The sequence below is a fragment of the Pseudomonas sp. GW456-12-1-14-TSB6 genome (assembly GCF_059424205.1).
This window is the reverse complement of the sequence record NZ_JBWKZE010000011.1, coordinates 1-26,094: the sequence shown is the minus strand read 5'-3', so window position 1 is coordinate 26,094 and position 26,094 is coordinate 1. Positions and strand designations below refer to the sequence as shown.

The 26,094-nt window shown below is 58.3% G+C and carries 21 protein-coding genes and 1 pseudogene; 7 read left to right on the top strand and 15 right to left on the bottom strand.

The features are described from left to right. Positions 1-19: 19 nt before the first annotated feature. The 11 genes and pseudogenes from AC07Y2_RS12415 to AC07Y2_RS12365 form a co-directional block, all read right to left on the bottom strand. The gene (locus AC07Y2_RS12415; RefSeq protein ID WP_494990413.1) at positions 20-1,957 is read right to left on the bottom strand and encodes a type VI secretion system Vgr family protein; all 1,938 of its coding nucleotides are present in this window, start codon (positions 1,955-1,957) and stop codon (positions 20-22) included. A gap of 104 nt (positions 1,958-2,061) precedes the next feature. Further along, positions 2,062-2,430: pseudogene (gene tssK, locus AC07Y2_RS12410) on the bottom strand (type VI secretion system baseplate subunit TssK); the annotation flags it as partial. Next, a complete protein-coding gene (locus tag AC07Y2_RS12405) occupies positions 2,427-3,086 on the bottom strand; it encodes a hypothetical protein (protein WP_146040506.1) in 660 nt (219 codons plus the stop codon). The gene AC07Y2_RS12405 and the pseudogene tssK, both read right to left, overlap by 4 nt. Positions 3,087-3,162: 76 nt before the next feature. Further along, on the bottom strand, positions 3,163-5,979 hold the full coding sequence (locus tag AC07Y2_RS12400) for a toxin VasX (protein ID WP_146040505.1): 2,817 nt from the start codon (positions 5,977-5,979) through the stop codon (positions 3,163-3,165). 9 nt (positions 5,980-5,988) lie between these two features. Beyond that, a complete protein-coding gene (locus tag AC07Y2_RS12395; RefSeq protein WP_103387437.1) occupies positions 5,989-6,909 on the bottom strand; it encodes a DUF4123 domain-containing protein in 921 nt (306 codons plus the stop codon). Next, on the bottom strand, positions 6,910-9,021 hold the full coding sequence (locus AC07Y2_RS12390; RefSeq protein ID WP_494990412.1) for a type VI secretion system Vgr family protein: 2,112 nt from the start codon (positions 9,019-9,021) through the stop codon (positions 6,910-6,912). 404 nt (positions 9,022-9,425) lie between these two features. After that, positions 9,426-10,772: an imelysin family protein gene (locus AC07Y2_RS12385; RefSeq protein WP_103387412.1), complete on the bottom strand. Its 1,347-nt coding sequence runs from the start codon at positions 10,770-10,772 to the stop codon at positions 9,426-9,428. A gap of 195 nt (positions 10,773-10,967) precedes the next feature. Beyond that, positions 10,968-13,019 carry a putative bifunctional diguanylate cyclase/phosphodiesterase gene (locus tag AC07Y2_RS12380; RefSeq protein WP_039765890.1) on the bottom strand — a complete coding sequence of 684 codons (2,052 nt, stop codon included), beginning with the start codon at positions 13,017-13,019 and terminating at the stop codon, positions 10,968-10,970. Positions 13,020-13,373: 354 nt separating this feature from the next. Next, the gene (locus AC07Y2_RS12375) at positions 13,374-13,970 is read right to left on the bottom strand and encodes a superoxide dismutase (RefSeq protein ID WP_103387413.1); all 597 of its coding nucleotides are present in this window, start codon (positions 13,968-13,970) and stop codon (positions 13,374-13,376) included. 176 nt (positions 13,971-14,146) lie between these two features. Continuing rightward, on the bottom strand, positions 14,147-14,749 hold the full coding sequence (locus tag AC07Y2_RS12370) for a LysE/ArgO family amino acid transporter (RefSeq protein ID WP_103387414.1): 603 nt from the start codon (positions 14,747-14,749) through the stop codon (positions 14,147-14,149). Positions 14,750-14,754: 5 nt separating this feature from the next. Next, positions 14,755-15,156, bottom strand: coding sequence for an ACT domain-containing protein (locus AC07Y2_RS12365; RefSeq protein ID WP_103387415.1), 402 nt, complete (start codon positions 15,154-15,156; stop codon positions 14,755-14,757). 96 nt (positions 15,157-15,252) lie between these two features. Between AC07Y2_RS12365 and AC07Y2_RS12360 the strand changes: the two genes are divergently transcribed. From AC07Y2_RS12360 to AC07Y2_RS12345, 4 genes are all read left to right on the top strand, one after another. Then, positions 15,253-16,140, top strand: coding sequence for a LysR family transcriptional regulator ArgP (locus AC07Y2_RS12360; protein WP_103387416.1), 888 nt, complete (start codon positions 15,253-15,255; stop codon positions 16,138-16,140). 108 nt (positions 16,141-16,248) lie between these two features. Further along, the gene (locus AC07Y2_RS12355) at positions 16,249-17,241 is read left to right on the top strand and encodes an NAD-dependent epimerase/dehydratase family protein (RefSeq protein WP_039765898.1); all 993 of its coding nucleotides are present in this window, start codon (positions 16,249-16,251) and stop codon (positions 17,239-17,241) included. A 116-nt stretch (positions 17,242-17,357) separates the two neighbouring features. Beyond that, entirely contained in the window at positions 17,358-18,233 is an 876-nt protein-coding gene (locus AC07Y2_RS12350; protein WP_103387417.1) for an ATPase, read from the top strand. Between the two features lie 122 nt (positions 18,234-18,355). Continuing rightward, a complete protein-coding gene (locus AC07Y2_RS12345; RefSeq protein WP_103387418.1) occupies positions 18,356-19,204 on the top strand; it encodes a cache domain-containing protein in 849 nt (282 codons plus the stop codon). A 44-nt stretch (positions 19,205-19,248) separates the two neighbouring features. Here AC07Y2_RS12345 and AC07Y2_RS12340 read toward each other — a convergent pair whose 3' ends face one another. Further along, positions 19,249-20,766, bottom strand: coding sequence for an MDR family MFS transporter (locus tag AC07Y2_RS12340; RefSeq protein ID WP_103387419.1), 1,518 nt, complete (start codon positions 20,764-20,766; stop codon positions 19,249-19,251). 79 nt (positions 20,767-20,845) lie between these two features. Continuing rightward, complete coding sequence (gene pobA / locus AC07Y2_RS12335) at positions 20,846-22,039, bottom strand: 4-hydroxybenzoate 3-monooxygenase (RefSeq protein WP_103387420.1); 1,194 nt, start codon at positions 22,037-22,039, stop codon at positions 20,846-20,848. A 178-nt stretch (positions 22,040-22,217) separates the two neighbouring features. On the opposite strand from pobA, the gene AC07Y2_RS12330 reads away from it, so the two are divergent. Further along, positions 22,218-23,114 (top strand): helix-turn-helix domain-containing protein, encoded by an 897-nt coding sequence (locus AC07Y2_RS12330; protein WP_039765907.1) that lies wholly within the window; start codon positions 22,218-22,220, stop codon positions 23,112-23,114. An 8-nt stretch (positions 23,115-23,122) separates the two neighbouring features. Here AC07Y2_RS12330 and AC07Y2_RS12325 read toward each other — a convergent pair whose 3' ends face one another. Beyond that, a complete protein-coding gene (locus AC07Y2_RS12325; RefSeq protein ID WP_166225760.1) occupies positions 23,123-23,299 on the bottom strand; it encodes a hypothetical protein in 177 nt (58 codons plus the stop codon). Positions 23,300-23,437: 138 nt separating this feature from the next. Then, a complete protein-coding gene (locus tag AC07Y2_RS12320; RefSeq protein WP_207273941.1) occupies positions 23,438-24,340 on the bottom strand; it encodes a LysR family transcriptional regulator in 903 nt (300 codons plus the stop codon). A gap of 115 nt (positions 24,341-24,455) precedes the next feature. On the opposite strand from AC07Y2_RS12320, the gene AC07Y2_RS12315 reads away from it, so the two are divergent. Both AC07Y2_RS12315 and AC07Y2_RS12310 read left to right on the top strand, forming a co-directional pair. Next, positions 24,456-25,334 (top strand): MBL fold metallo-hydrolase, encoded by an 879-nt coding sequence (locus AC07Y2_RS12315; RefSeq protein ID WP_103387422.1) that lies wholly within the window; start codon positions 24,456-24,458, stop codon positions 25,332-25,334. A 46-nt stretch (positions 25,335-25,380) separates the two neighbouring features. Beyond that, the gene (locus AC07Y2_RS12310) at positions 25,381-25,995 is read left to right on the top strand and encodes an NAD(P)-dependent oxidoreductase (protein WP_103387423.1); all 615 of its coding nucleotides are present in this window, start codon (positions 25,381-25,383) and stop codon (positions 25,993-25,995) included. Positions 25,996-26,094: the final 99 nt, after the last annotated feature.

The following is a 26,094-nucleotide window of genomic DNA, read 5'->3' as shown; positions in this document are numbered from 1 at the left end:
TGGAGCTGTCCTTATGGAGTTATTCATGGTTGAAGTAGCCGTCTACATCGCCCTGGATGTCAGCGCCACTGACACCGTTTGCAGTCGTGCCGGAAGCCTTGCCACTCATGTTCAAATCGAGTTTTCCTGAGAGGGTGTTGACCTTTCCGGCCTTCATGCCAGTGATGTTGAAGTTCTCGCAGGTGATGTTCAGGTCACCGTTTTCGTTGAGTTCTATGACGGTCTTGCCGCATTCGAGGCGCAGCTGTTTGCCCACACCGATGTAGTACTCACCAGCGACGTGATCGTTCTTGCTGCCGCCCACTTTCACGGTGTCATTGACCCTCACCACCCGCATGCGAGTGCGGCCCACGGTGATGGTCTCGTCCTGGCCAACCTGGCTGCTTCGGTCCGTGCCAATCGATTGAGTCTGGTTGTTCTTGACCACCGTGTTCTGATCTTTCTCGGCGTGGATGAACACTTCCTGCTGCCCCAGTTCATCCTCAAAGCGCAGTTCGTTGAAGCCCGTGCCCTTGTGAGTGCGGCTTTTGATGGTCATCCGCGTTTTGTGTTTGGGCAGCTCGTACGGCGGCAGATTGGTTTGGCGATAGGTGCGACCCGTGGCGATAGGCTGGTCCGGGTCGCCATCCAAAAAGCTGATGATCAGTTCCTGATTTATCCGAGGCACGGCCATGGCACCCCACGTCGCGCCCGCCCAACCTTGCGCCACACGAATCCAGCACGAACTCTGATCGTTGTTTTTATCCGCACGGTCCCACGGAAACTGCACCTTGACCCGGCCCCATTCATCGCAATAGATCTCCTCACCGGGAGGCCCAACCACCGTGGCGATCTGCGGGCCGTCGATGCAGGGTTTGTCACGCAGCGGTGCTTTCCAGTCCGAGGTCCAGCGGATGGCGCTGGCCTTCATTTCATAGGACGTGCCAAGGCCACTGCCAAACGATTCTTCCTGCAGGCTGGTGTGCTGCTTGCCCTCGTGCTGGATGGCGATGGTGCGCCAGCGATCGTTGAAATCGTCGCGGGGATGCTCGTTCAGGTCGAAGGCCAATCCCGGTTGCAGGCGGGCATCGTCGCCTTCCACATGAGCCAGCTTGGCGTCATTGCGCAGGGCGGCCAGCCGGGTTTTGGTAAAGGGTTTGCCAGCGATGTCGCGCTTGTAGCGACCGGGATAGTCGTAGCGTTCGTAGTCCTTGTGCTGGTTGTTCAGATCCTGATCGCCGGTGGCGGTGTGCTGCTGGTTGTAGCGCGGGTGGGTGAAGGTGTAGTCGCGCTGCACCTGCACGGCGGTGCGGACCTGTTCGGTGTAGTGGAAGCGGTTCAGTGCCGGTTCCGTGGCGTCTCCACCAGCCATCGGCTGATAGACCACCGGGCAATCGGTGTGGGTGCCGATGGTGCCCAGGCCGCCGACGCGGTCGGTGAGGACGAGAGTGTGGCCATCGGCGCGGTGTTCGAAGGTGTAGAGCAGGCCTTCTTCGGCGGCGAGGCGCGCGATGAAGTCGAGGTCGGTTTCACCGGCCTGTACGCAGTATTCGCGGGGTTGGTGCTCGAAGCAGATTTCGCTGCGGATGTCGGTCAGTTTTTGTTCGGTGAGGACGCGGGTGATGATGTCGGGCACGGTCTGGCCCTGGAAGATGCGCCAGTTGGAACGCAGGTCGAAACGCTTCAGGGTCGGCTCGACCACGGCGGTATAGCGGGTGCGGCGAAAGCCGGTGTCGCCTTGGGTGAACAGGCTGACCAGGCCGTGGACGTAACGCACAGGTGTTTCGCCACGCCAGATCGTGAATAGCCCCGCCAGATCCAGCACCCGATTGAAGTCGATGGCGGCGTTATGGCTGGCCAGTTCCAGTTCAAGCTTGAAGGGTTGGGACAGACCTTCTTGAAGGGTGAACGAGACCACTTCGAAGGGATCGCCCTTCAAGGGCTCAAAGGTGAAACGCAGGTCGCTTTGGCGGGGCATGGGGCCTCCCTGTCGAGTGTGTGAATGTCAGTCGATCAACCAACTGCTATCACCGTTTTCCAGTTCGCCATCGTGGTCGGTGGTGTCGCCGACACGGGCTACTTGTCATGCTGGTAGGCCGGGTATTCCTGGGGTAGGTGGCCTTCGTCGGTAAAGGTCACCAGTTCCTGGCGTTGGCGGGCCAGGTGCTGAAACAGCGGGAACAAGCGGTTGAGGGTTTGCAGCAGGTTGAAGTCGGTGACATCGGCCACCCCCGACTGCCCCGGCGAGCCGATGCGCTGGGCCAGTTTTTTGGCGCGCTCGCGCATCAGTCCGGCCACTTCGCCCAGGTAGCGGTGCAGCGCCGGCACGGCTTGCAGGGACAGGCTGGTAGGGTAGAAGTGCTCGTCCATCACCAGACTGCCGTCCGGGCGCTTGTTTTTGATTCTGCCCCGGACGGTGTCGGTGAAGGCGCTGCGGTAATCATGTTTCAGTTGCGACGCACGCTTGAGATAAGAAAAATTCCAACAGGAACTATTGCTCCGCCTGTTGCGATGACCAGTATATAGTTGGCGTCAAAGATAATAGCTATGAGAAGTAAGCTGATATAGCCTGCGAGAAGTGCTCCTCCCCATAATCGTGCCTTGAATGAACCATAAAAATAGGTTTGCATGGGGAGGGCCTCTTTAAGTTTTATCTGTTTTTGTTGCCATAGTTTTATAGCGCATTCAAAGTCTTTATAAAATGCCTTGTAGTGCTCAATGTTTTTTCTGTTCCCTTGTAAAAGTAAAGTGATGTTTCCCGCTCTTCGGATTTTTATATAGTCGTCTAGGTTAAATTGCTGGATTTGTGAGAAGTATATGGTTTTATATTTGGAGAATTTTATATGGTCCTCGTGAACTACTCCATGTTCTTCAGCAGGAGGGAATATAATCATTGAGAAAAATACTGGCAATACTAACGCTGTTGTTGTGCTTGCTAAGATTTCAGCCGTAGTCAAGTGCTCTCCAAGTGTGGCGAGTATGATTAAAGGCCCGGTGAGCGAAATTATAATACTCGCTTGATGTAGGCGAGTGGTTATTGTTACGTTATGTTCTGTGTTGCTTGTGTTGCTTGTGTTGCTTGTGTTGCTTGTGCTGGAAAGTTGCATGATCTGCCCTTTTTCAGGTCTTCATTTTGTGTTGGGTGTTTACGCTGCGCCCTATGTTTTGTCAGGCAGTCGAAAGTTATTTCGGGGGAGATACTGGAGCTATTTGTTTGTCATCTATTGTTTCGCTGAACCACCCACTTGCGGTAAAAATGAGGGGGGTGGGGGACGTGGATTGTGTCAGTTTTAGGGTTGGTTGTTCTTGGGGGTTAGGCTGATATAGATACTCCAATGAAACTTTCGCATCTTCATGCATTGAAATTGTCCAGTCGCTTTCTGGCTCCATTTGTTTGTTGCGTCTAATTAAGTATTGATGCTCGTAGTTAAGTGGCTGGCTTCCGGTGGCATGATTGATGGGGCCTTCAATGCCGGTAAGCTTTCGCCCGTTAAGCGTTACACTTATACTCCAGGCGAAGCGTTCACCTCCCTTAAAGCTTGGAAAGATACACCTGATGGTTAGAGTGCCGGTATTACTCAGGCGGCGCTGATCCCATTTTGCACTTAGGCGAGGACGGTAGATTAGACTGTAAAACGCCTCCAGTTCTTGATGTTGAGTAAAGTGCTTTGAGTGTGTTCCCCAAGCGCTATGTATGAGCCATATATCAATTGGGCCGTGTTCAGCCTCTCCAGCCTTTAGAGTGAAATAGATTACCGCACCCAGAAATATTAATCCGATTACAGCCCACCCGATAGGTCCTGCCCAGCCTACAGTTACGGTGGCGCCAGTTGTTATGGTAGCCGCTGTTGCAATACCTCCAGCGTATGTAGCGCCTGTTAGAATAATGCCAGCGAGAGCTGCGCCCCAATACCATTTAGCTTGCTCTGGATTCCCGTTATTTACAGAGTTTACAGCTTTGATTCCGTCTGAGATGGCGAACAACGCAGCCGCTCCGGCACCAAAAATGGCTACTCCGTGTCTGGCAGCTACATATCTTGCAGTGTTAGCTAATGCTTGGTTTCCATTTTTGGTGGCGGTAAAGGCTACGTATGCGGAAGTTACTTCTATTCCAGTTCCAATGAGTGCTCCTACCCCTCCTAGTAAAGCCGCGAGGCTTGCGCTGTCGAAATCGCTTTTCTTGGCGGCTTGCACGGTTTGCCACATTCCCACAACGGCCAATAATCCACCTATCCCTACAAATAAATGGCCCATCGGTTCTTTCAGTCGTTTCAATCCGTTGATCAGTGGATTTCCTTCTGGCAGGACTGGCTGCGTCGCTGGTAAGGCTGGACGTTCAATATGAGTTCCATTTACAGCGTGATATTCAAACTCACCGATTTTGACCCATTCATACACATTGACCCGCATTCCGATGGCGTCTGAAGTGACCGTGGTATCGAAGATCCCATTCCAACGCTGGAGTACATCCGGGCCAAGTGCCTGATAGTTCTGGAGTTCCTGGATAAATTGCAAGTATTGGGCGGCGCTGATCTCGTGTAGGATCAGCGTGGCATCAAACCGCATCTCCATCACATGGCGTAGCCGACGGATCAAAATATCGCCTTTATTGGCCGAAGGAACTGCTTGAAGGAGACTAATCATCGCATTAGTCGTTGGAGTGCCCTGATGGCTATCTAAATATTTATCCAGCACTTCGAAGAGACCCTTGGAAACTTTCGCGGGATTCGATAATCGCGTCAAAATGTCTGGATTTCCCTGCGTCATTGCCAGCCAATAAAGGCTGTTCTCGATGGGTGCATTTATATGGGCGCTCAGCTCGTCAATGCCTTCTTCGCTATGTACTAATGCTCCGATGCACTGGAGTACGGTATCTTCGAACGCCTTAGCATTGGCTATGACACTAAAATCAAAAATTTTGAAAGCGAGCCAAAGTAAATGATCAAGATGCGCAAGTTTTGCCCAGGACGTTACATCTTCAACGGCGAGTGTAACGGGGGCCTCATATGCAGAAATTTTCTGGGCATAGGTTGACGGAAAACGCTGGGCTTCAGCTAAATTCACCAATCGCTTTTGCCGGTCTAATGCTTCTTTCAATGCCGGAGGATGAGCTTGCTGAAAGTACCCGTTGATCAATTGAGAGCTACTGAGTTTATGAGAATTGTCACCAGCAAATTTTGTTTTCGCCTGCACGGCGCGGGTAGCGAGGTGATTGAGTTCACTGGCGATACCAATGGGGTCATGAAGAACCAAGGCCATCGGCTGGATGTCAATGCGGGCCATCAACGCCTTGAGCATTTCGTCATTAATCCTGCTTCCGTTGATTGGCCTGGATTGGATTTCACTCCAGGGCATCGGATGGCCGCTGGCAATCGACGATAGGCTTGTCCATGCGAGCGCGGGTACAAGCTCTGGAACCAGTTCCTTGAGTTGGCTACTGGGAAATACATGGGACTGTTTTGCACCTTGGGCTGGTTTTACTTGGGTTGCAAGGCGACTACGTAATTGATGTGTGTCTTGCTCAATCTTCCAAAGCGTGCAATGGCTAAGCATGATTTCACTAACCAATACCCAAACTGTATCGGCGGTGCGGGATTCTGGTGCGGGGATGTAGGCGGTAGCGCCAAATATATCTGGACGGGCGTGGCTGCCAGGTATGGGGTCGTTTTCATCCTTTTCACTCCACCAAAAGGATGCAAAACGTCCATCGTCGGTGACCAGATAGTGTTGGGTCCACATACGCCCGTTTTTGAAATAGAAAAGGTAGACATACTTGCCGGGACGTAGCACCCGCAAACCGTAATGCTTGGCTCCCTTAAGTTTTGGGTACCCAGCTGTACTCAACTTCCCGGATACTTTGCCTAGCGGGGTATCGGAAATTGCATAGCGCAATGGATAGATCGGTATACAGCGCTGGCAGGGCAGGTTATTGATGAATTTACCAACCACTGCTTCGCTGGGATGAGGAGGTTGCAGTGCTTTTTTATGAGATGTACACATGGTCCGTCCTTAAGCCGACTCGGATATTAGTTGTTTAAGGCGTACTTCGCTTTCAGCCAAGCGCTGGCGAGCGTCGATAGCCCTGTTGCTAAGAACGGTTCTTAGAGGGCTATCACTGAGAAAATACTGTTGTGGGTAGGTCAAGCGTAGATATAAGTAGTGAAAAGCATCGCGCTCCCGAATCAAGTCTAGTCCGGTGGCTTCTTGGATAAATATATTCAGCCGGTGGGATAGCTCGCATGTTTCCAATGATTGAGCTAACTTTGGGTTTATCTGGTTGATACGTTTGGCCGCAGAACGCATGAACCATTCATGGCTCGCTCGATTGAGAGCTGCTTCTTCATCGGGCGTCAGAATGAACTCACCTGCCTCTGTAAGGGCAGGGCAGGGTTGAGGATTTCGCGCCTGTAGCCATTCGTTATCTTTGCATTCAAGGCATGTCCAAATCAAAGAATGAATAGGGCCACAAAGTTGCGTCCAGCGAGAGGAGGACAAAGCTTCGGCCAGCTCCTCTAACTGTCGTGGAATTGCGAGATTGAAAAACAACTGATTTCCATCCGGCGCTGTCAATACTCGAAGGTTGCGCAAATGACTGAGCAGCATTTCATCGTCTGCGTTGGTCACAATGATCAGTCCTCCTGATTCTTGTGCCCACTTTTCTGAGAAAGTCTGTAGGAGTTTATCGTCAAGTGGTACTAATAACGGTCCTTCACGGTACCCAGGGCCGTTGTACTCCCACTCTGTTCCGCGCCAAAGCCAATGGTGCTGTAATCGTCCGGAGATAGCCGCTACATCGCTATCAAGCATTGGGTTATCAGTACCATTAAGCCAAAGCCAAGGACGGCCTTGGTGCATTAATGTTGACAGGGTGGGTTTACTAACCGGTTGCAGAGTTTTCTGGGACCAAGGCTGCATTTCAACAACGGCCATTTATTGGGACCTCTCTGTGCAGTTGCAAGGGATGCGCAGGCAGATACCGTCGGCGCGGAGACCGCAAAACTGATCCATGACTTTCCCGGTGTTCACGGAACTGGGCACAGCCAAAGTGTTGCCGTCCCCGGCCGCTACTAACTCCGTTGGGCCTTTTATATGAATCATTACCCCATTTAACGTGATGCCATTGGCATCTATGCAGATGCTTCCTCCTGGGCCTTCTATAAAAAGACTTTGGCTGGCCTGCAAAATAAAGCGGGTGGTCTTTTGTTCGATTGCTTTTCCTACCTCAAGTCGATGGTGTCCTTGGATCGTGTGCTCAACATTTCCTCCAATTTCTATTGTGTGATTGACGGTCGTCTGGTCATAGCGGCTGTTGCCTACCTTTTCTGTGCGATCTTTTCCGATGTTTATCGTTTGGTTACGACCAATTGAGAAAAACCCATCCTGCGTGATTTTTACCTCCTCATCGTTACCAACTATCTCGATTCGATCATTGCCGATCTCTATTTTCTCGTCATGAACAATCTTTTCGCTGCGATCATTGCCGACGAAGATCCCGTTGTTGTTTTTGATATGAACGTTCTTGTCCCTCTCGGCATGGATGTACACCTCTTGCTGCCCAAGCTCATCCTCAAAACGCAGCTCATTGAACCCCGAGCCCTTATGAGTGCGGCTTTTGATGGTCATCCGCGTTTTGTGTTTGGGCAGCTCGTACGGCGGCAGATTGGTCTGCCGGTACGCCCGTCCGGTGGCAATCGGCTGGTCCGGATCACCGTCGAGATAGCTGATGATCAGTTCCTGGCCCACACGCGGAATCGCCATCGCGCCCCAGGTGGCGCCCGCCCAACCTTGCGCCACACGAATCCAGCACGAACTCTGATCGTTGTTTTTATCCGCGCGGTCCCACGGAAACTGCACCTTGACCCGGCCCCATTCATCGCAATAAATCTCCTCACCGGGAGGCCCAACCACCGTGGCAATCTGCGGGCCGTCGATGCAGGGCTTGTCGCGTAGCGGCGCTTTCCAGTCCGAGGTCCAGCGGATGGCGCTGGCCTTCATTTCATAGGACGTGCCAAGGCCACTGCCAAATGATTCTTCCTGCAGGCTGGTGTGCTGCTTGCCCTCGTGCTGGATGGCGATGGTGCGCCAGCGATCGTTGAAATCGTCGCGGGGATGCTCGTTGAGGTCGAAGGCCAATCCCGGTTGCAGGCGAGCATCGTCGCCTTCCACATGGGCCAGTTTGGCGTCATTGCGCAGGGCGGCCAGCCGGGTTTTGGTAAAGGGTTTGCCAGCGATGTCGCGCTTGTAGCGGCCGGGATAGTCGTAGCGTTCGTAGTCCTTGTGCTGGTTGTTCAGATCCTGATCGCCCGTCGCGGTGTGCTGCTGGTTGTAGCGCGGGTGGGTGAAGGTGTAGTCGCGCTGCACCTGCACGGCGGTGCGGACCTGTTCGGTGTAGTGGAAGCGATTCAACGCCGGTTCCGAGGCGTCTCCACCGGCCATCGGCTGGTAGATCACCGGACAATCGGTGTGGGTGCCGATGGTGCCGAGGCCGCCGACGCGGTCGGTGAGGACCAGGGTGTGGCCGTCGGCGCGGTGTTCGAAGGTGTAAAGCAGGCCTTCTTCGGCAGCGAGGCGGGCGATGAAGTCGAGGTCGGTTTCACCGGCCTGTACGCAGTATTCGCGGGGTTGGTGCTCGAAACAGATTTCGCTGCGGATGTCGGTCAGTTTTTGTTCGGTAAGGACGCGGGTGATGATGTCGGGCACGGTCTGGCCCTGGAAGATGCGCCAGTTGGAACGCAGGTCGAAACGCTTCAGGGTCGGCTCGACCACGGCGGTATAGCGGGTGCGGCGAAAGCCGGTGTCGCCCTGGGTGAACAGGCTGACCAGGCCGTGGACGTAACGCACAGGTGTTTCGCCACGCCAGATCGTGAATAGCCCCGCCAGATCGAGCACCCGATTGAAGTCGATGGCGGCGTTATGGCTGGCCAGTTCCAGTTCAAGCTTGAAGGGTTGGGACAGACCTTCTTGAAGGGTGAACGAGACCACTTCGAAGGGATCGCCTTTCAGGGGTTCGAAGGTGAAACGCAGGTCGCTTTGGCAGGGCATGAAACCTCCTTGGTTTGCATCTGGGCAGTTGCTTACCAGATGGTGTCGCCGTATCCGGACGCGTTCGTGGTCGATCGTGTTGAAGACCAAGCTAGCTGGCACTCTAGGCAGAGAGAATTTGGCGCTTCAATAGGGCGTGGAGGATCAAGAACCGTCCTACACCTGCTGGTGTGATCGGCTGTCAGTTCTTCCTGTCTTTGGTTTAGGCAAGATGTCTTGTGAGTGAAATGGGCATGTGCCACACGGCGCTGCTTGGTCTCGCCGTTTCACATCAGGAGTTGCCAGCTTTGTTGGGGGGACACAAAAAACAACGCCCCGAACAAGTCGGGGCGTTGGTTAGATATGCCTTTGGCGCGTTTTTACACAGTCTGCGAAGGTCGCCTTTTTTAACGCGGACGCTGTGATCAGAACTCGTGATCAGCGTTGTCCGGGTTCAGGTCGCTGATGCCGAGCTTGCCGGCAGCGGCTTCGATCGAACCGGTCTGCTTGACCAGCGAAGCGATGGCGTCGCGCACGATCTGGTTGCCGGCGGTGTTGCCAGCCGCGATCAACTGGTCGTAGTGCTCACCCTTGTTGGCGTGATCGACCATGACCTGAATCTTGGCTTCGGTGGCGGCCAGATCGGCTTTCAGCGCTGTGTCGGCAGCCGGGTCGACCTTGGCCACCAGCGACGACAGGCTGGCGCCGGTCAGTTTGGTGCCGTCGACGCGGGTGTACTCGCCCAGGTAAACGTTGCGAATGCCCTTGGCATCGTAGAAGTGCGAGTTGTGGGTGTTGTCGCTGAAGCAATCCTGTTCGTCTTCCGGGGAATTTGCTTCCAGGGACACCTTCATGCGCTCGCCGGCCAGTTCGCCCAGGGACAGGCTGCCCATGCCGAACAGCATTTTGCGCAGGCCGCTTTCAGCCGGTTCGGCTTCCAGGGTGGCGCGGTAGTTATCGGCCACGTTCGGCTTCCAGTTGGCGACCATTTCTTCCAGGTCGCTGACCAGCAGCTGGGTCACGGCTTTCAGGTAGGCACGACGACGGTCGTTGTGACCGCCGGTGGCGCCTTTGCCTTCCAGGTAGTCCGACGGTGGACGGTTGCCGGCGCCAGGGCCGGTGCCGTTCAGGTCCTGGCCCCAGAGCAGGAATTCGATGGCGTGGTAGCCGGTGGCAACGTTGGCTTCAGAACCGCCCAGCTCGTTCAGGCTGGCGAGTTTTTCCGGGGTAATGTCCTTGACGTCGACCTTGTCTTCGCCGACCTGTACTTCGGTGTTGGCGATGATGTTGGCGGTGGCGCCCGGGTTGCCCAGTGCATGCTCGTAGGATTTGTCGACGTAGTCGATCAGGCCTTCGTCCAGAGGCCAGGCGTTCACCTGACCTTCCCAGTCGTCGATGATGGTGTTGCCGAAGCGGAACACTTCGCTCTGCAGGTAAGGAACGCGGGCGGCGACCCAGGCAGCCTTGGCGGCTTTCAGGGTGTCGGCGTTCGGCTTGGCGAGGAATGCGTCGATGGCGGTTTGCAGGGTTTTCGCGGTGGATTCGGCATCGCTGTAAACGGCGAAGACCATGTCGGCATAGTGCGAGACGACGGCTTTGCCGGCGGCCTCGTCGACTTTACCGGCAGCAGCAGGCGCAGCCGGTGCAGCGGTGCTGGCAGCCGGAGTCGGCGCAGGAGCGGCGGCCTTTTCTTTGTCTTTACCTTCGCCGCAACCGGCGAGGGAAATAGCGATGGCCAGCAGACTGGCGGTAGCCAGAGGCATACGAATCATGGCGAACATCCTGCTTCGGTGATTGAGTGGACAGGCGCGGGGGTGCGCAAAACTGCGACATAATGCAAATCTTTCGCATTATGTGTAAAGGGTTGTAGCTGGAAATATTTCTTATTTGCGCGGGGTCTGCGCTGGATCAACAGCGAGGTTGATGCCCGGCAGAACCCGGGTTGCGTCGGGCCTGGCAGGCACGTTTCAAAGGATGGCCGCGTTGCTGCGCTGGGCCTGCTTGAGATAAATGCCCAACTCGCGCGCCGGCAGCGGTTTGCTGTAGTGGTAGCCCTGACCTTCGTGGCAGCCTTCGGAAATGATGTAGGTTTCCTGTTCGGCGGTTTCCACGCCCTCGGCGATCACCTGCATGCCCAGGCTCTTGCCCAGTTGGATGATGGCGCGAACGATGGTCGCATCATCGTCGTCATCCAGCAGGTCCTGAACGAAGCTCTTGTCAATCTTGATCTTGTCCAGCGGCAGACTCTTGAGATAACTCAGCGAAGAATAGCCGGTGCCGAAATCGTCGATGGCGATCAAGGCGCCGGAGCGGCGCAGGCTCAGCAAATGCTGGGCGGCGGTGCTGATGTCTTCCATCAGGCCGGTTTCGGTGACTTCCAGCTCCAGGCTGCGTGGCGGCAGGCGGTACATCTGCAGCAGGTTGTTGACCACCCGTGGCAGCTCGGCGTGGTGCAGTTGCACGGTGGACAGGTTGACTGCCATGCGCAGGTCGACGAAGCCCTGATCGTGCCAGTCGCGCAGTTGCTTGCAGGCCTGATCCAGCACCCATTCGCCGATGGCGATGATGGTGCCGTTCTGCTCGGCCAGCGGGATGAACAGGTCCGGCGGCACCAGGCCGTGTTCCGGATGCTGCCAGCGGATCAGGGCCTCGACCCCGACTACGCGGTGATCGCGGTAGCTGATCTGCGGCTGATAGACGAGGTAGAACTGGTCGCGCAGCAAGGCGTCGCGCAGGTCTTTTTCCAGTTCGCGACGGCGGCGCATCTCGCTGTCGACGCTGGCGATGTAGAACTGATAGCGGTTGCGAGAGCGGGTCTTGGCCAGGGTCATGGTCTGCTCGGCTTTCTGCAGCAGCTTCTCGGTGCTGTCGCCGTCTTCCGGGAACAGGGTGATGCCGATGGTCGCGCGCAGGCGGATTTCCTGATGATCGAGGGCGAACGGCGCTTCCAGGTCATCGAGGATGCTTTGCGCCAGCTCCGCCGCTTCGTAAGGCTGTTCGATATCGGCCTGCACCAGCGCGAACTGGTCGCCACCGAGACGGGCGAGGGCGCCGAGGCGACCGCTGTGGGCGCGAAGCCGGTCGGCGAGGGCCAGCAGCAACTGGTCACCGGTCTGGTAGCTGAATTGTTCGTTGATGCCTTTGAAATCGTCCAGACCTACGCAAAGGACGGCGACCCGCCGTTGCAGCTTGCCGGCATCCACCAGAATCTTGTCCAGCTGCTGCTGCAATTGCTGGCGATTCGGCAGGCCGGTGAGGAAATCGTACTGGGCCATGCGCAGCAGGCTGTTTTCCGCTTCATGGCGCAGGTGGGTATTGCGTTCGATGGATTCGAGTAGCTGGTTGGCGGTGTTGATCCAGATCCCCAGTTCGTTTTTTTCGTGACCCTTGAGCTGCGGAATCTTGTGTTCGCTGGGGCGGTCCGGGTTGATCTCGGTGAGGTGTTCGATGATCCGCGACAGCGGTTTGGTCAACAGCCAGTGATAGACCAGGTACAGCACCAGACCCATGGCCAAGGCGCGCAACACGCCGGAAATGAAGATGATCACCGAACTGACAATGAAACCCTGACCGTAGGTGGCCGTGTCGAGGGTGATGCTCAGGTCGCCGTAATATTCGCTGTAAGGCCCGCGCCCCACCAGTTGGGTGGTGAACGTGCGTTCCTGGCCGAGGATCAGGTCGGTCAGCCAGCGGCTGTTGGATTGCTGCAGCTCACGCGACTTTTGCGCGAGCATCGCTTCATTGGGATGGCCGATGGACGCCTGACGCACAGCGTCGTCCTGGAACAGGCCTTCGATCACCTGCATGCCCATCTCCCGGTCCAGGCTGTAGACCGCCTGGGTGGAGGGATCGCGGAACATGTCGAGGATGCGTTCGGCGTCGCCGGCGACGGCCTGGCGTGTTTTATAGGCATCGAACACGATCTGCGCGCAGCTCAAGACCACGCCGACGATCAATGCCGACAGGAGCACGACCCGGAGCAACTTCACCGACAAGCTGTTCTTGAGTTCCAGCTTCAAAGGGTTATTCCTTGTTCCGTGCGGGTAGCGTCAAGTTGCCATGAGTATTGGCAATCCCGTGTTGGCAGTCAAAGGGACAATCGAGCCGCGGAAAATTTGTCCGTTGCCTTGGCCGATATGCTGCTGTCTGGAGTATTTGCCCTGGTTGTACTGTGTCGGTAGTTTCGGTCTCCAACTTGAGGGGCGTCGGACAATTTTTCCTCTTTTGATGTTAGTTCGCCGTGGCTTGGGAGCAAGGCGAGAAGGGCTGCTTCATGTGTGGGAAAAAGCCTTGTTTGTGATGCAACGCACTCACGATTACTTCCGCAGGTATAAAAAAACCCGGCAAAGCCGGGTTTTTTTCTGGCGTGCAGCTTAAGCGGTGAAGGTCTTGCCTTCGAACTGCTCGGCCACGAACTTCCAGTTGACCAGGTTCCAGAACGCCTCGACGTACTTAGGACGCAGGTTACGGTAGTCGATGTAGTAAGCGTGTTCCCAGACGTCGCAGGTCAGCAGCGGGGTGTCGCCGCTGGTCAGCGGGTTGCCGGCGCCGATGGTGCTGGCCAGGGCCAGGGAACCGTTAGCCTTTTTCACCAGCCAACCCCAGCCGGAACCGAAGGTGCCGATCGAGGTTTTGCTGAACTCTTCCTTGAACTTGTCGAACGAACCGAAAGCCGCGTTGATGGCTTCAGCCAGTGCGCCGGTTGGTTGACCGCCGGCGTTTGGCGCCAGGCAGTTCCAGTAGAAGGTGTGGTTCCAGACCTGAGCGGCGTTGTTGAAGATGCCGCCCGAGGAAGTCTTGACGATTTCTTCCAGGGTCTTGCCTTCGAACTCGGTGCCTGGCACCAGGTTGTTCAGGTTCACGACGTAGGTGTTGTGGTGCTTGTCGTGGTGGAATTCCAGGGTTTCCTTGGAAATGTGCGGCTGCAGGGCATCGTGTGCGTAAGGCAGCGGCGGCAATTCGAAAGCCATGATGATTCTCCTAATCAGGTCTGTTGCGGTGAGCGCAAGGCCGATCACGGGCGGCCAGAAATGCACCGGCGAGTTTTTACTCTTTGCGGCGCAGGGTTCGGATCATAGCACCGGGGGTGCGGCTTAACCACGCAACAACTGTGTGGGATAGAGGTTCCAGAGCTGTTTGGAATAAATCATGAAGCCAATATCAATTGCCCCGCCACCGTGAACATCATCATCGCCACCAACAGATCGAGAATCCGCCACGTACTCGGCCGTGCCAGCCACGGTGCCAGCCATGCTGCACCGAGGGCGAGGGTGAAAAACCACAGCAACGAAGCACTCGCCGCGCCCACGACATAGGCGCCGGGCACCGACTGTTGCGCACCGAGAGACCCGATCAGCAGAACGGTGTCCAGATAGACGTGCGGGTTGAGCAAGGTCACCGCCAGTGCGCTGAGCATCACTGCCCGCAGCGAACGTACGGTCTGGTTTTCACCCTGTTGCAGGCTCTGTTTCGAAAACACCCTGCGCAACGCCTGGCTGCCGTACCAGATCAGAAACACCGCGCCGCCCCAGCGGGCAACTGCCAGCAACGTAGGGTTCTGCGCCAGCACCGTGGCCAGACCGAACACACCTGCCGCCACCAGCAACGCATCACAGGCGACGCACAGCGCGGCGACCGGCAGGTGATGTTCACGCCGCAGGCTCTGGGCCAGGACAAAGGCATTTTGCGTGCCGATCGCCATGATCAGCCCGAACGCCACCAGCAAACCGTTGGTATAGCTTTGCCACATGACGATTACTCCGCGTTGGCTGCGAGATCGCGCAGCACTTGCATGGCACGTTCGGCTTCGGCCTGACCGACGAACAAATGGTCGTGGTAGTAGCCGGCAATCACGTTGCAGCTGATCCCGGCCTTGCCCAGCGCGGTGGCGAAGGCGGCGGTCAGGCCGACGGCTTCCAGTGCCGAATGCACGTTCAGCGTGATCCACGCCGCGACATAGTCGAAGCTGAACCCGGCGCGCTCGGCGTGGGACCGATCGAGAATCACCGTCAGGCCTTCCTGTTCGCGGAAACTGCCCACGACCTCCAGACCGCTCGGCAATTGGCCGTCGCGCAAGGTACAGAACACGTATTCGCCGGCATTGAGCTGCGGGCTCATGCTGCGCAGCAGGGTGGTCAACGAGGTTTCGCCAGCCATGATGGTGGTCCTTGATAAAGAGTGCTTGCTGGCTATTCTCCCGGTTGAGGCTGTATAAGAAAAACCAATAGTGCTGATCGCTCATTAGGAAAACTGATGTTCGACTACAAATTACTTTCTGCTTTGGCCGCCGTGGTCGAGCAGGCCGGATTCGAACGGGCGGCGCAGGTGCTGGGCCTTTCGCAATCGGCGATTTCCCAGCGGATCAAACTGCTGGAAGCGCGGGTCGGCCAGCCGGTTTTGGTGCGTGGCACACCGCCGTCGCCGACCGAGATCGGTCGGCGCCTGCTCAACCATGTGCAGCAGGTACGTCTGCTTGAGCGAGATTTGCAGACGCTGGTGCCGGCGCTGGACGAAGAGGGCCTGCCGGAGCGTCTGCGTATCGCCCTGAATGCCGACAGTCTCGCCACCTGGTGGGCCGAGGCGGTGGGCGACTTCTGCGCCGAACAACATCTATTGCTCGATCTGATCGTCGAGGACCAGACCGTCGGCCTCAAACGCATGCGCGCCGGTGAAGTGGCCGCTTGCCTGTGCGCCAGTGAGCGGCCGGTGGCGGGGGCACGCAGCGTGTTGCTCGGGGCGATGCGCTATCGAGCGCTGGCCAGCCCCGCATTCATCGAGCGGCATTTTCCCGACGGCGTGCGGGCTGAGCAATTGCCGCGCACCCCCGCATTAGTCTTCGGCCCTGACGATTTTCTCCAGCATCGATACCTCGCGTCCCTCGGCGTCGATGGCGGTTTCGAACATCACCTGTGCCCGTCGTCCGAAGGTTTCCTCCGCCTGACCGAAGCCGGGCTCGGCTGGGGCCTGGTGCCGGAATTACAGGTCCGCGAGCAACTGGAGCGCGGCGTGCTGCGCGAACTGTTGCCAGATAAACCGATCGACGTGCCCTTGTACTGGCATCATTGGCGCAATGGCGGTCAGTTGCTCGGGCTGTTGACCGAGCAATTGGTGCGCTCGTCGGCGCAATGGCTGGTGGCCTGAAAGCAGTTGTGAGCGTCAAGCTGCAAGCGGCAAGTAAAGCGCTTGCGTACTGTTTTTACCTTGCAGCTCGAAGCTCGAAGCTTGCAGCTGGTTTTGTTGGAGCTCTACATGAAAATTCTGGTCACCGGCGCAAGCGGCTTCATCGGCGGACGCTTTGCGCGTTTCGCCCTGGAGCAGGGCCTGGACGTGCGAGTCAACGGTCGCCGGGCCGAGGGTGTCGAGCATCTGGTGCGTCGCGGTGCCGAGTTCGTTCAAGGCGATCTGAGCGATCCGGATCTGGTGCGGGAATTGTGCAATGACGTCGAAGCCGTGGTGCATTGCGCTGGCGCGGTCGGCCTGTGGGGCCGCTATCAGGACTTCCATCAGGGCAATGTGCAGGTCACCGAAAACGTGGTCGAAGCCTGCCTGAAGCAGAGGGTTCGTCGGCTGGTGCATCTGTCGTCGCCCTCGATCTACTTTGACGGTCGCGACCATCTCGGCCTGACCGAAGAGCAAGTGCCCAAGCGCTTTAAGCATCACTATGCGGCGACCAAATACCTGGCCGAGCAAAAGGTCTTCGGCGCCCAGGAATTCGGCCTCGAAACCCTCGCCCTGCGACCGCGTTTCGTCACCGGCGCCGGCGACATGAGCATCTTCCCGCGCTTGCTGAACATGCAGCGCAAGGGCCGTCTGGCAATCATCGGCAATGGTCTGAACAAGGTCGATTTCACCAGCGTGCACAACCTCAACGAAGCGTTGCTCAGCAGCCTGCTGGCCGACGCTTCCGCGCTGGGCAAGGCCTACAACATCAGCAACGGCGCCCCGGTGCCGCTGTGGGATGTGGTCAATTACGTGATGCGCAAGATGGAAGTCCCGCAGGTCACCAAGTACCGTTCCTATGGCCTGGCCTACAGCGTGGCGGCGCTGAACGAAGGTGTGTGCAAGCTCTGGCCCGGGCGTCCCGAGCCGACCCTGTCGCGCCTGGGCATGCAGGTGATGAACAAAAATTTCACCCTCGACATCAGTCGCGCCCGGCATTATCTGGACTACGATCCGAAAGTCAGTCTGTGGACGGCCCTCGATGAGTTCTGTGGCTGGTGGAAGGCTCAGGACATTCGTTGATACGAATCTGCCGGCCGGCACTGAACCGCGCTACGGCTTGAGGGTCAACCCCAGCGGCCGCGGGGTTTATACTTCGCGCCAATCTGCCATCACCGCGTTTCACAAAGGTTGCCTCAATGTCCATGCGTAACGATGCCCACGACGATTTCGACGATGTACCGAGCCTGCGCGCCGATACCCTTGATGACGACGATTTTCCGGCCACCACCCGTACCTCCGTGCACTCGCGCACACCGCCGGTGGTCAAGGTCAAGGCCGCCAGCACCGGGCCGTTGTGGGCATTGGTTGGCGCATTGTTTTTTGCCTTCATTGGTCTGGCCTGGTGGAGCTTCCAGCAGATTTCGCTGATGGAGCAGCAACTGGTGGCGACCCAGGAAAGTTTCGCGCGCATCAGTGAGGAAGCGGCGGGGCGCCTGCAGGACATTTCCGGCAAGGTCGTGGCCAGCCAGACCAACGTCACCACCGACAGCGAAGCCCTGAAGCTGCAGATCAAACAGCTGCAAAGTGCGCTTCAGGATCAGAGCAAACAGCAGCAGGGCGTGGCCGGGCAGGCGACGGATCTGGACAAGCGCCTGGCGCAGATGACCGCCCAGACCACCGAACAGCAGAACGCCAACACCCAGTTGCAGGCACAGGTCAAAGCCCTGAGCGCCGAACTGGCCACGCTGAAAAGCACCCCGGCCGACACCAGCAAGCTCGATGCCCAGCTCAAGAACTTCGATGCCCAGGTGAAGGGGTTCGATGCGCAGTTCAAGAGCCTCGGTGCCGACATCACGGCCTTGAAAAAACAAGGCAATCCGAGCGCCGCCATCGACCGTCTGGAGCAGGAAATCGTCATCCTCAAGAGCGAGCAGGACAACCGTCCGGCTGCTGCGCAGGGTGGCACCAACACTGCCGAGTTCGACGCGTTCCGCGCGCAGATGACCCGCAACATCAACACCCTGCAAGCGCAGATCCAGAACCTGCAACAGCAACTCAACGCGCGTCCGTAAGCCTCTTGTGTGGCGAGGGCGCGCGCCCTCGCCACAGCAACATTCAGAAGCTTTCTGAATATCCATACATGCCTTCAGGCCGTCTACGCTCTTGAAACACCAACAAGAACGAGGGATGCGTCATGGGGTTTGTGCACAAGCTGGCCTGGCTCGGCGCGATGCTGCTGTTGAGTTTCGGTCAGGCCAATGCGGCCACCACGGAAAAAGACGACAGCAAGGCCGCCATCGCCTTGCTGGAAAAGGCTCTGGCCTATTACCACGACAACGGCGACAAGGCGTTTGCGGCGTTCAGCCGTCAGGGCGAATTCGTCGACAAGGATCGCTATGTGTTCGTGGTCGATACCAAGGGCGTGATGCTCGCCAGCGGTGGGCCGTCATCGGCGTTGATCGGGCGCGACGTCAGCGAAGTGCTCGGGCCGGACTTGCAGAAGTCCTTCAAGGACGCCTTGAAAGTGCCGGAAGGCAACGGCATCCAGCAGGCCGAATACCGCTGGCAGAACTGGTCCGACGGCAAGGTCGAGCGCAAGCACGTTTACTATCAACGCGTCGGTCAGCGGATTCTGGCGGTGGGTTATTACCTGTCGCGCGCGTCGGCGGAACAGGCAAAAGCGTTGCTCGACAAGGCTGCTACCGATTTGACCAAGGATGAGAAGGGCACGCTGTCCGCGATCAACTCGCTCAAGGGCGGTTACCTCCAGGACGACCTGTATGTGTTCGTGGTCAATCTCGACAACCACCGCTACGTCGCCCACGGCACCAATCTGCGGTTGATCAACACCGATTTCGCCAAGGTCGACGATCCCGAAGGCAAACCGGTGGGCGAACCGATTCTGGCGCTGATCGGCAAACAGGATGAGGGCGAGTACGAGTACCGCTGGAAAAACCCGGTGACCGGCAAGGTCGAGAACAAACATGCCTACCTGAAGAAGGTCGGGAACATGCTGGTGGCGGTCGGTTATTACAGTGCTTGATTGCTGAAAGCTCCCACGCGGCGCGTGGGAGCGATCGGCATCAATCAGCGGGCGCCGTGCTCACGGCCCCGCAGCAACCGGTTCGGCATCGCAATCGCCGCCGCCAGCCCGAGCAGCGAGACCGCCGCGCTGACCATCAGCAAATGCCGGAACGTCACCAGCAATTCGGCACGCAAGGCGTTCTGCGCATCGCCGGGCGCCGCGTTCAGGCCATCGAGCAGCACGTTGCCGGAATGCCCTTCGCTCATCAGCGAGCTGCCGGCCAGGTGGGCGAAACTGGAGTCCTGCAACAACGCCAGCAACAGCGCCGACATCAACGCCACGCCTACCGCACCGCCCAGGGAGCGGAACAGGTTGGTGGTGCTGGTGGCGACGCCAATGTCCTTTTGCTCCACCGAATTCTGCGTACCGACCAGCGAGGTCGGGAACTGCATGCCGCCGGCGATCCCGCTGAGCAACATGAACAGGCTGCTGAGCAGCGTCGCATCCGGCGGGCTGAAGGCCATGCCGAGGATCGAGATCGGCATCAGCAGCGCGCCGGTCAGAATCTGCGGTTTGTAGCGCCCGGTAATCGAGGTGCGACGTCCGGCGAAATACGCGCCGATCGGCAAACCCATCGCCAGCGGCAGCAAGTGCAATGCCGCGCTGTCGGCCCCCGCGCCGGTCACGCTCTGAAAGCGCAGCGGCATCAGCACAATCAACGAAATCGCCTGGAAGCTGCAAAAGAAAATCGTGCACCAGCACAGCAGAGCGCTGCGGTTGGTGAACAGGTGCATCGGCAGCAACGGCTCCCGGGCGCGCCGCTCATGCCAGACGAACACCGCCAAAACCGCCACCGCGCAAGCGAACAGCCCGAGCACTTCGCTGCTGCGCCACGCATGGCCCTGGCCGACCTGAGTGATCGCCAGCAACAGAGCGGTCAGGCCGATGATCATCAACAGGGTGCCGAGATAATCGATGACCGGTTTGCGCTGGGGAATCGGCAGGCCGATCAGGTTGCGTCGCGCCACCCAGTACGCGCCGAGGCCCAGCGGCAGGTTGATCAGGAACACCCAGCGCCACGACAGGTACTCGGTCATGTAGCCGCCGAGCACCGGGCCGGCAACGCTGGCCACCGCGTACATGCTGGAGAAATAGCCCTGATAACGCCCGCGTTCGCGGGGCGGCACGATGTCGCCGATGATCGCCTGACTCACCGAAATCATCCCGCCAGCGCCGATGCCCTGGAAAATCCGCGCCAGCACCAGTTGCTCCATGCTCTGGGCCATGCCGCAGAACAGCGAGGCGAGGGTGAACAGGCCCATGCCGAACAGCATCAGTTTGCGCCGCCCGTACAGATCGCCGAGCTTGCCGTAGATCGGCACCGCCACGGTCATCGCCACCATGTAGCCGGAAATCACCCAGGCCAGCAGGCTGACGTCCTTGAACTGTGCGGAAATGGCCGGCATGGAAACGGCGACGATGGTCTGGTCGAGCGCGCCGAGAAAGATCGCCATCATCAGCGCGACCAGTACGCTGCGAATGGCCGGTTTGGGCGTTTCGGGATGGTTGAGATTGGTCACGGGCAAAACCTGCGGGCAGTGAGGGTCCCGCAGATCGCCAGGCGAGCGGGGATGCTCGCCAGTGTAAGTCGGTAGCAGGCTATTCGATAGCCTCATAAGGAAGCCCGACGTAATTTTCTGCAATGGTTTTTTGACCGGCCTCCGAGCTGACAAAGTAGTCCAGTTCCGAAGCACAGATCCGCTGACTGAAATCATCGTGCTCGTCGAAGCGGTGCAGCATCGAAGTCATCCACCAGGAAAACCGCTCGGCTTTCCACACCCGGCGCAGGCAGATTTCCGAGTATTTCTCCAGCAAGTCAGTGCGACCTTCGCGGTAAACCTTCAGCAAAATCCTGAACAGCGTGCTGACATCGCTGGCCGCCAGATTCAGCCCCTTGGCGCCGGTCGGCGGAACGATGTGCGCCGCGTCCCCAACGAGAAACATCCGCCCGTATTGCATCGGCTCGACCACAAAGCTGCGCAGCGGCGCGATGCTCTTTTCAATCGACGGGCCGGTCACCAGCTTCTGCGCCAGATCCTCCGGCAGACGCTTGCGCAGTTCATCCCAGAAACGCTGATCCGACCAGTCGTCGACGTTTTCCTCGGCCGGCACTTGCAGGTAATAACGGGTGCGGGTCGCCGAGCGCATGCTGCACAGGGCGAAGCCGCGCTCGTGGCGGGCGTAGACCAGTTCCTCGTGAATCGGTGGCGTGTCGGCGAGAATCCCCAGCCAGCCAAACGGATAAACCCGTTCGAAGACTTTCAGGCAATCCTCGGGAATCGACTGCCGGGCCACGCCGTGGAAACCGTCGCAACCGGCGATGTAGTCACAATCGACGCGCCAGGTTTCGCCGTCCTTTTCGAAGGTGACATAAGCTTCGTCGCTTTTCATGTCACAGGGAACGACATGGCTGGCTTCGTAAATTGTCTGCCCACCGGTCTCCCGACGAGCGGCCATCAGGTCGCGAGTGACCTCGGTCTGGCCATAGACCATCACGGTTTTTCCACCGGTCAGGGCTTGCAGGTCGATGTGGATCCGGCGCCCGTCGAGGGCCAGTTCGAAACCACCGTGCACCAGCCCTTCGGCGTCCATCCGCTGACCCACGCCAGCCTCGCGCAACAGCTCTACCATGCCTTGTTCAAGCACGCCGGCGCGGATTCGGCTGAGCACGTAGTCAGGTGTCTGGCGCTCCAGAATCAGGGTGTCGATGCCGGCGTTGTGCAGCAGTTGGCCGAGCAATAATCCGGACGGACCGGCGCCGATGATGGCGACTTGGGTTTTCAGCGTTTTCATTGTTTTTATGACTCGCAAGCTTCACGCGACAACGGCCGGTGAATGAGTTTCAGGATTCGAGTGCTTGCATTTTTCCCTTGCGGGTCTGTCAATTGAAGGTGAAAACTGAGCCGATACCTGTACATTCTGCCAATCGGTGCGATTATCGCCCGCAAACCTCGAGGCCTGGATTGAAGTGATGAACAAGCCTGACCTGCCTTCGATTCCGGTGTTCAAGCTCTACGGTGAAAGCCTGGACTGGCCGACCCCTGACTTGCTGCACTGTGAAACCATTTCCAAACGCAGCCGCGAACACCAATGGGAAATCAAACCCCACCGCCACGCCGATTTGTGCCAGTTGCTCTTCGTATTCAAAGGTCAGGCAGAGCTTGAAATCGAAGGCCAACGCACGCAACTGAACGAAGCCGCGATCCAGATCCTGCCGCCGTTATCGGTGCATGGATTCCGTTTTTCCGAGGACGTCGAAGGATTCGTCGTCACCCTCGCCACACCGTTGATCAACCATTTGCAGGCGCAACTGGGCAGCTCGGTGCAGGCCCTGGCCCAGGCCGAAAGCTATCCGGCGGGCAAGGACGCGGAGTACCTCAACAGTCTGTTTGCCGCGTTGCAGGCCGAGTACAACGGCCATCAACCGGCGCGGGAAATGCTCATGCATTCGCTGGTCAGCGTGATCATGGTCTGGGTCAGCCGCCAGGCGATCCACCGTCACAACGCCACGCAACGCCCGCAGCGTCAGCGCGAATACCTCAACGGGTTCATTCAGCTGGTGGAAGAAACCTACCGCCAGCACGTCAAGGTCGAAGACCTGGCCCATCGGCTGGGGATTTCCGTCTCGCACCTCAACGGCACCTGCCGCGAACTGGCTGGGCAACCTGCGTTGCAGATCATGCATGAACGTCAGCTACTGGAAGCCAAGCGCCTGCTGACTTATACCAGCATGACCATTTACGAGATGTCCGAGGTGTTGGGGTTTTCCGATCCGACCAACTTCACGCGCCTGTTCCGGCGCCGGGTGGGGATCTCGCCAAAGGCGTTCCGCGACCGCTTGAAGGCCGAGCAGAACGACGACGCCTGAACCTGGTATCAGCGCAGGGCGTTGAGGGTGGCGTTGTGAGGGATGCAGCGCTCGAAGTTGCAGCTCGCGTACTCACGGGGCAGTTGTCGCAACTGCTCCACGCGCCATGCCGCAGTGCCGTACAGCGCCAGCGTGGCCGCACAGGTGATGAAAATCGCGAAGTATCTTCTTGTTCTGGTGTTCATGGCGTTGACCTCTGAACGAATACCCTTGGGTACTACTTTCAGCATAGGCCACGGCAGAGCAGCTGCAAGCTTTGAGCTTTGAGCTTCAAGAATGAAGCAGACTCTCCGCTTGCAGCTTGCAGCTTGCAGCTTGCAGCTTTATAGCTGATCCCATTGCGGGTTTTCGGGAAAACGCTGCACCAGAAAGTCCAGCATGCAGCGCAACGCTGCCGGCATGTGCTTGCGTGAGGCATAGACGGCGTAGATGTTCATCTGCCGGGGCTCGGCGTGGGGCAGCAGGCGAACCAGTTCGCCGCTGTGCACATGCACCCCGGCCTGATAGGTCGGCAGCATCGCCACGCCAGCGCCGGCCAGGGTCGCGCGCAGCAGGGTGCTGGCCTCGTTGGCGCTGATGTTGCCCTGCACCGGCACCGAAACCGGTTCGCCATCTTCCTCGAAATGCCACAGGCTCTTGCCGAAATAGGAATGGGTCAGGCAGTTGTGCCGGCTCAGATCTTCAACCCGCTGCGGCTGCGGATGTTCCTGCAGATAAGCGGGCGCGGCACAGACCACCGAGCGGCACACCGTCAGACGCCGGGCGATCAGGTTGGGGTCGAGGTCGTTGCTGGTGCGGATCGCCAGGCCGATGCGCTCGTCCACCAGGTTCACGGTGCGATCGAGCATTTGCAGGTCGATGCTCACCCCCGGATACGCTTTGACGAACGCCGCCATGGCATCGGCCAGTTGCGCCTGACCGAACGAGGTGCTGACGCTGATCCGCAGCAAACCCCGTGGCGCATCGGCGGGTTCGCTGACGGCGGCCTGCATGTCGCCGGACAGCTCCAGCATCTGCCGGCAGCGCGGCAGGATTTCGTTGCCGGCGGCGGTCAGGCTCAACTTGCGCGTGGTGCGGTGCATCAGGCGCGCGCCGACCCAGTCTTCCAGTTCCGCCAGATACCGCGACACTACCGGCCGTGACAGGTCCAGGTGATCGGCCGCCGCCGACTGGCTGCCCAGATCCACCACCGTGACAAACACCCGCATTGCTTGGAGACGATCCATGATTTGCCCGCTTTCAGAAACAAACTATGTTCAAGCATCGCATTTTTTGTAACGAGTCTGGCAACTAAGCTCTGTCCCCATCGCCAAGCACGGCATTCGAACAGCGGAGCAACCCATGATCGGCTTCACCACCCTCAAGCGCGTTTTACTGGCCACCGCCACCCTCGGCTTTGCTGCCCACGCAGCGGCCGCGAATCTGACCCTCGATGTCTACAACCCGGGCACCCACGCGATCTTCCCGGTGACTTCGGTACTGGTCAGCGGCGAGAAGGACGCGATTCTGGTGGACGCGCAGTTCGGCAAATCCCAGGCCGAGCAAGTGGTGGAAAAGATCCGCGCCAGCGGCAAGCAACTGACCACCATCTACATCAGCCACGGTGACCCGGATTACTACTTCGGTCTCGACACCCTGACCAAGGCATTCCCGGATGCCAAAGTGCTGGCCTCGCAACCGACCGTTGATCACATCAAAAAGACCGTCGACGGCAAACTCGCCTTCTGGGGTCCGAAAATGGGCGCCGACGTGCCGGCCAAAACCATCGTGCCTGGCGTACTCAAGGGCGACAGCCTGATGCTCGAAGGGCAGAAATTGCAGGTGGTCGGCCTGGACGGCAAACAACCGGATCGCAGCTTCGTGTGGATCCCTTCGTTGAAAGCGGTGGTCGGCGGTGTGGTCGTCGCCGAGAACATCCACGTGTGGATGGCCGACACCCAGACCGCGCAATCCCATGCCGACTGGCTGCAAACCCTGCACTCGATCGAAACCCTGAAACCGAAAACCGTGGTGCCGGGTCACTACCTGGGTGACAGCGCCCGTTCGCTGGCAGCGGTGAAATTCACCGCCGACTACATCAAGGCGTTCGACGCAGAAACTGCCAAGGCCAAAGACTCTGCCGCGCTGATCTTCGCGATGAAAAAACGCTACCCGTCACTGGGCGAAGAAAGCTCGCTGGAGCTGAGCGCCAAAGTCGCCAAGGGCGAAATGCAGTGGTAACCCGATTCTGAAAAACGCAGCACTCTCAAGCCAACTGGAGAATGTCATGAGCAAGATCGCAATCATTGGTGCCACCGGCCGTGCCGGCAGCCAATTGCTGGAAGAAGCCCTGCGTCGCGGCCACAGCGTCACCGCTATCGCCCGGGATACCTCGAAGATCGGCGCTCGTGCCGGTGTGGTCAGCAAGAATGTCGACGTGCTGGACGCCGCCGCGTTGCAGGACGCCGTCGCCGGTCACGATGTGGTGATCAGCGCCGCGCATTTCGCCACGGTGCCGGCCAGCGCGCTGATCGGCCCGGTGAAACAGGCCGGGGTGAAACGTCTGCTGGTGGTCGGCGGTGCCGGCTCGCTGTTGCTGCCGGACGGCACCCGCGTGATCGACAGCGCCGGTTTCCCGGCCGAGTACAAGGCTGAGGCCAGCGCCGGTGCGGCGTTCCTTGAGGCCTTGCGTCAGGAAAAGGAACTGGACTGGACGTTCCTGTCGCCGTCGGCGCTGTTTGTCGAAGGCGAGCGCACCGGTAAATTCCGCGTGGGCAAGGATGACTTGCTGGTGAGTGCTGACGGTCAGAGCTCGATCACCTTTGCCGATTACGCGATTGCGATGATCGACGAAGTGGAAACGCCGAAGCACTCGCGTCAGCGGTTTACGGTCGGTTACTGACCGTATGATCGTTCCCACGTCGAGGCGTCGAACCGTCCGCGTGGGAATGCCTCACTGGACGCTCCGCGTCCGCTTCGGCATGGGACGCGGAGCGTCCAG

Excerpts from the sequence above, each read along its gene's own strand:
- AC07Y2_RS12325 (WP_166225760.1), bottom strand. The coding sequence starts at position 23,299 with ATGAACACCAGAACAAGAAGATACTTCGCGATTTTCATCACCTGTGCG.
- pobA (WP_103387420.1), bottom strand. The coding sequence starts at position 22,039 with ATGAAAACGCTGAAAACCCAAGTCGCCATCATCGGCGCCGGTCCGTCC.
- AC07Y2_RS12370 (WP_103387414.1), bottom strand. The coding sequence starts at position 14,749 with ATGTGGCAAAGCTATACCAACGGTTTGCTGGTGGCGTTCGGGCTGATC.
- AC07Y2_RS12415 (WP_494990413.1), bottom strand. The coding sequence starts at position 1,957 with ATGCCCCGCCAAAGCGACCTGCGTTTCACCTTTGAGCCCTTGAAGGGC.
- AC07Y2_RS12350 (WP_103387417.1), top strand. The coding sequence starts at position 17,358 with ATGTCCATGCGTAACGATGCCCACGACGATTTCGACGATGTACCGAGC.
- AC07Y2_RS12390 (WP_494990412.1), bottom strand. The coding sequence starts at position 9,021 with ATGCCCTGCCAAAGCGACCTGCGTTTCACCTTCGAACCCCTGAAAGGC.
- AC07Y2_RS12320 (WP_207273941.1), bottom strand. The coding sequence starts at position 24,340 with ATGGATCGTCTCCAAGCAATGCGGGTGTTTGTCACGGTGGTGGATCTG.
- AC07Y2_RS12355 (WP_039765898.1), top strand. The coding sequence starts at position 16,249 with ATGAAAATTCTGGTCACCGGCGCAAGCGGCTTCATCGGCGGACGCTTT.
- AC07Y2_RS12400 (WP_146040505.1), bottom strand. The coding sequence starts at position 5,979 with ATGTGTACATCTCATAAAAAAGCACTGCAACCTCCTCATCCCAGCGAA.
- AC07Y2_RS12385 (WP_103387412.1), bottom strand. The coding sequence starts at position 10,772 with ATGATTCGTATGCCTCTGGCTACCGCCAGTCTGCTGGCCATCGCTATT.
- AC07Y2_RS12375 (WP_103387413.1), bottom strand. The coding sequence starts at position 13,970 with ATGGCTTTCGAATTGCCGCCGCTGCCTTACGCACACGATGCCCTGCAG.
- AC07Y2_RS12365 (WP_103387415.1), bottom strand. The coding sequence starts at position 15,156 with ATGGCTGGCGAAACCTCGTTGACCACCCTGCTGCGCAGCATGAGCCCG.
- AC07Y2_RS12360 (WP_103387416.1), top strand. The coding sequence starts at position 15,253 with ATGTTCGACTACAAATTACTTTCTGCTTTGGCCGCCGTGGTCGAGCAG.
- AC07Y2_RS12315 (WP_103387422.1), top strand. The coding sequence starts at position 24,456 with ATGATCGGCTTCACCACCCTCAAGCGCGTTTTACTGGCCACCGCCACC.
- AC07Y2_RS12395 (WP_103387437.1), bottom strand. The coding sequence starts at position 6,909 with ATGGCCGTTGTTGAAATGCAGCCTTGGTCCCAGAAAACTCTGCAACCG.
- AC07Y2_RS12330 (WP_039765907.1), top strand. The coding sequence starts at position 22,218 with ATGAACAAGCCTGACCTGCCTTCGATTCCGGTGTTCAAGCTCTACGGT.
- AC07Y2_RS12345 (WP_103387418.1), top strand. The coding sequence starts at position 18,356 with ATGGGGTTTGTGCACAAGCTGGCCTGGCTCGGCGCGATGCTGCTGTTG.
- AC07Y2_RS12310 (WP_103387423.1), top strand. The coding sequence starts at position 25,381 with ATGAGCAAGATCGCAATCATTGGTGCCACCGGCCGTGCCGGCAGCCAA.
- AC07Y2_RS12405 (WP_146040506.1), bottom strand. The coding sequence starts at position 3,086 with ATGCAACTTTCCAGCACAAGCAACACAAGCAACACAAGCAACACAAGC.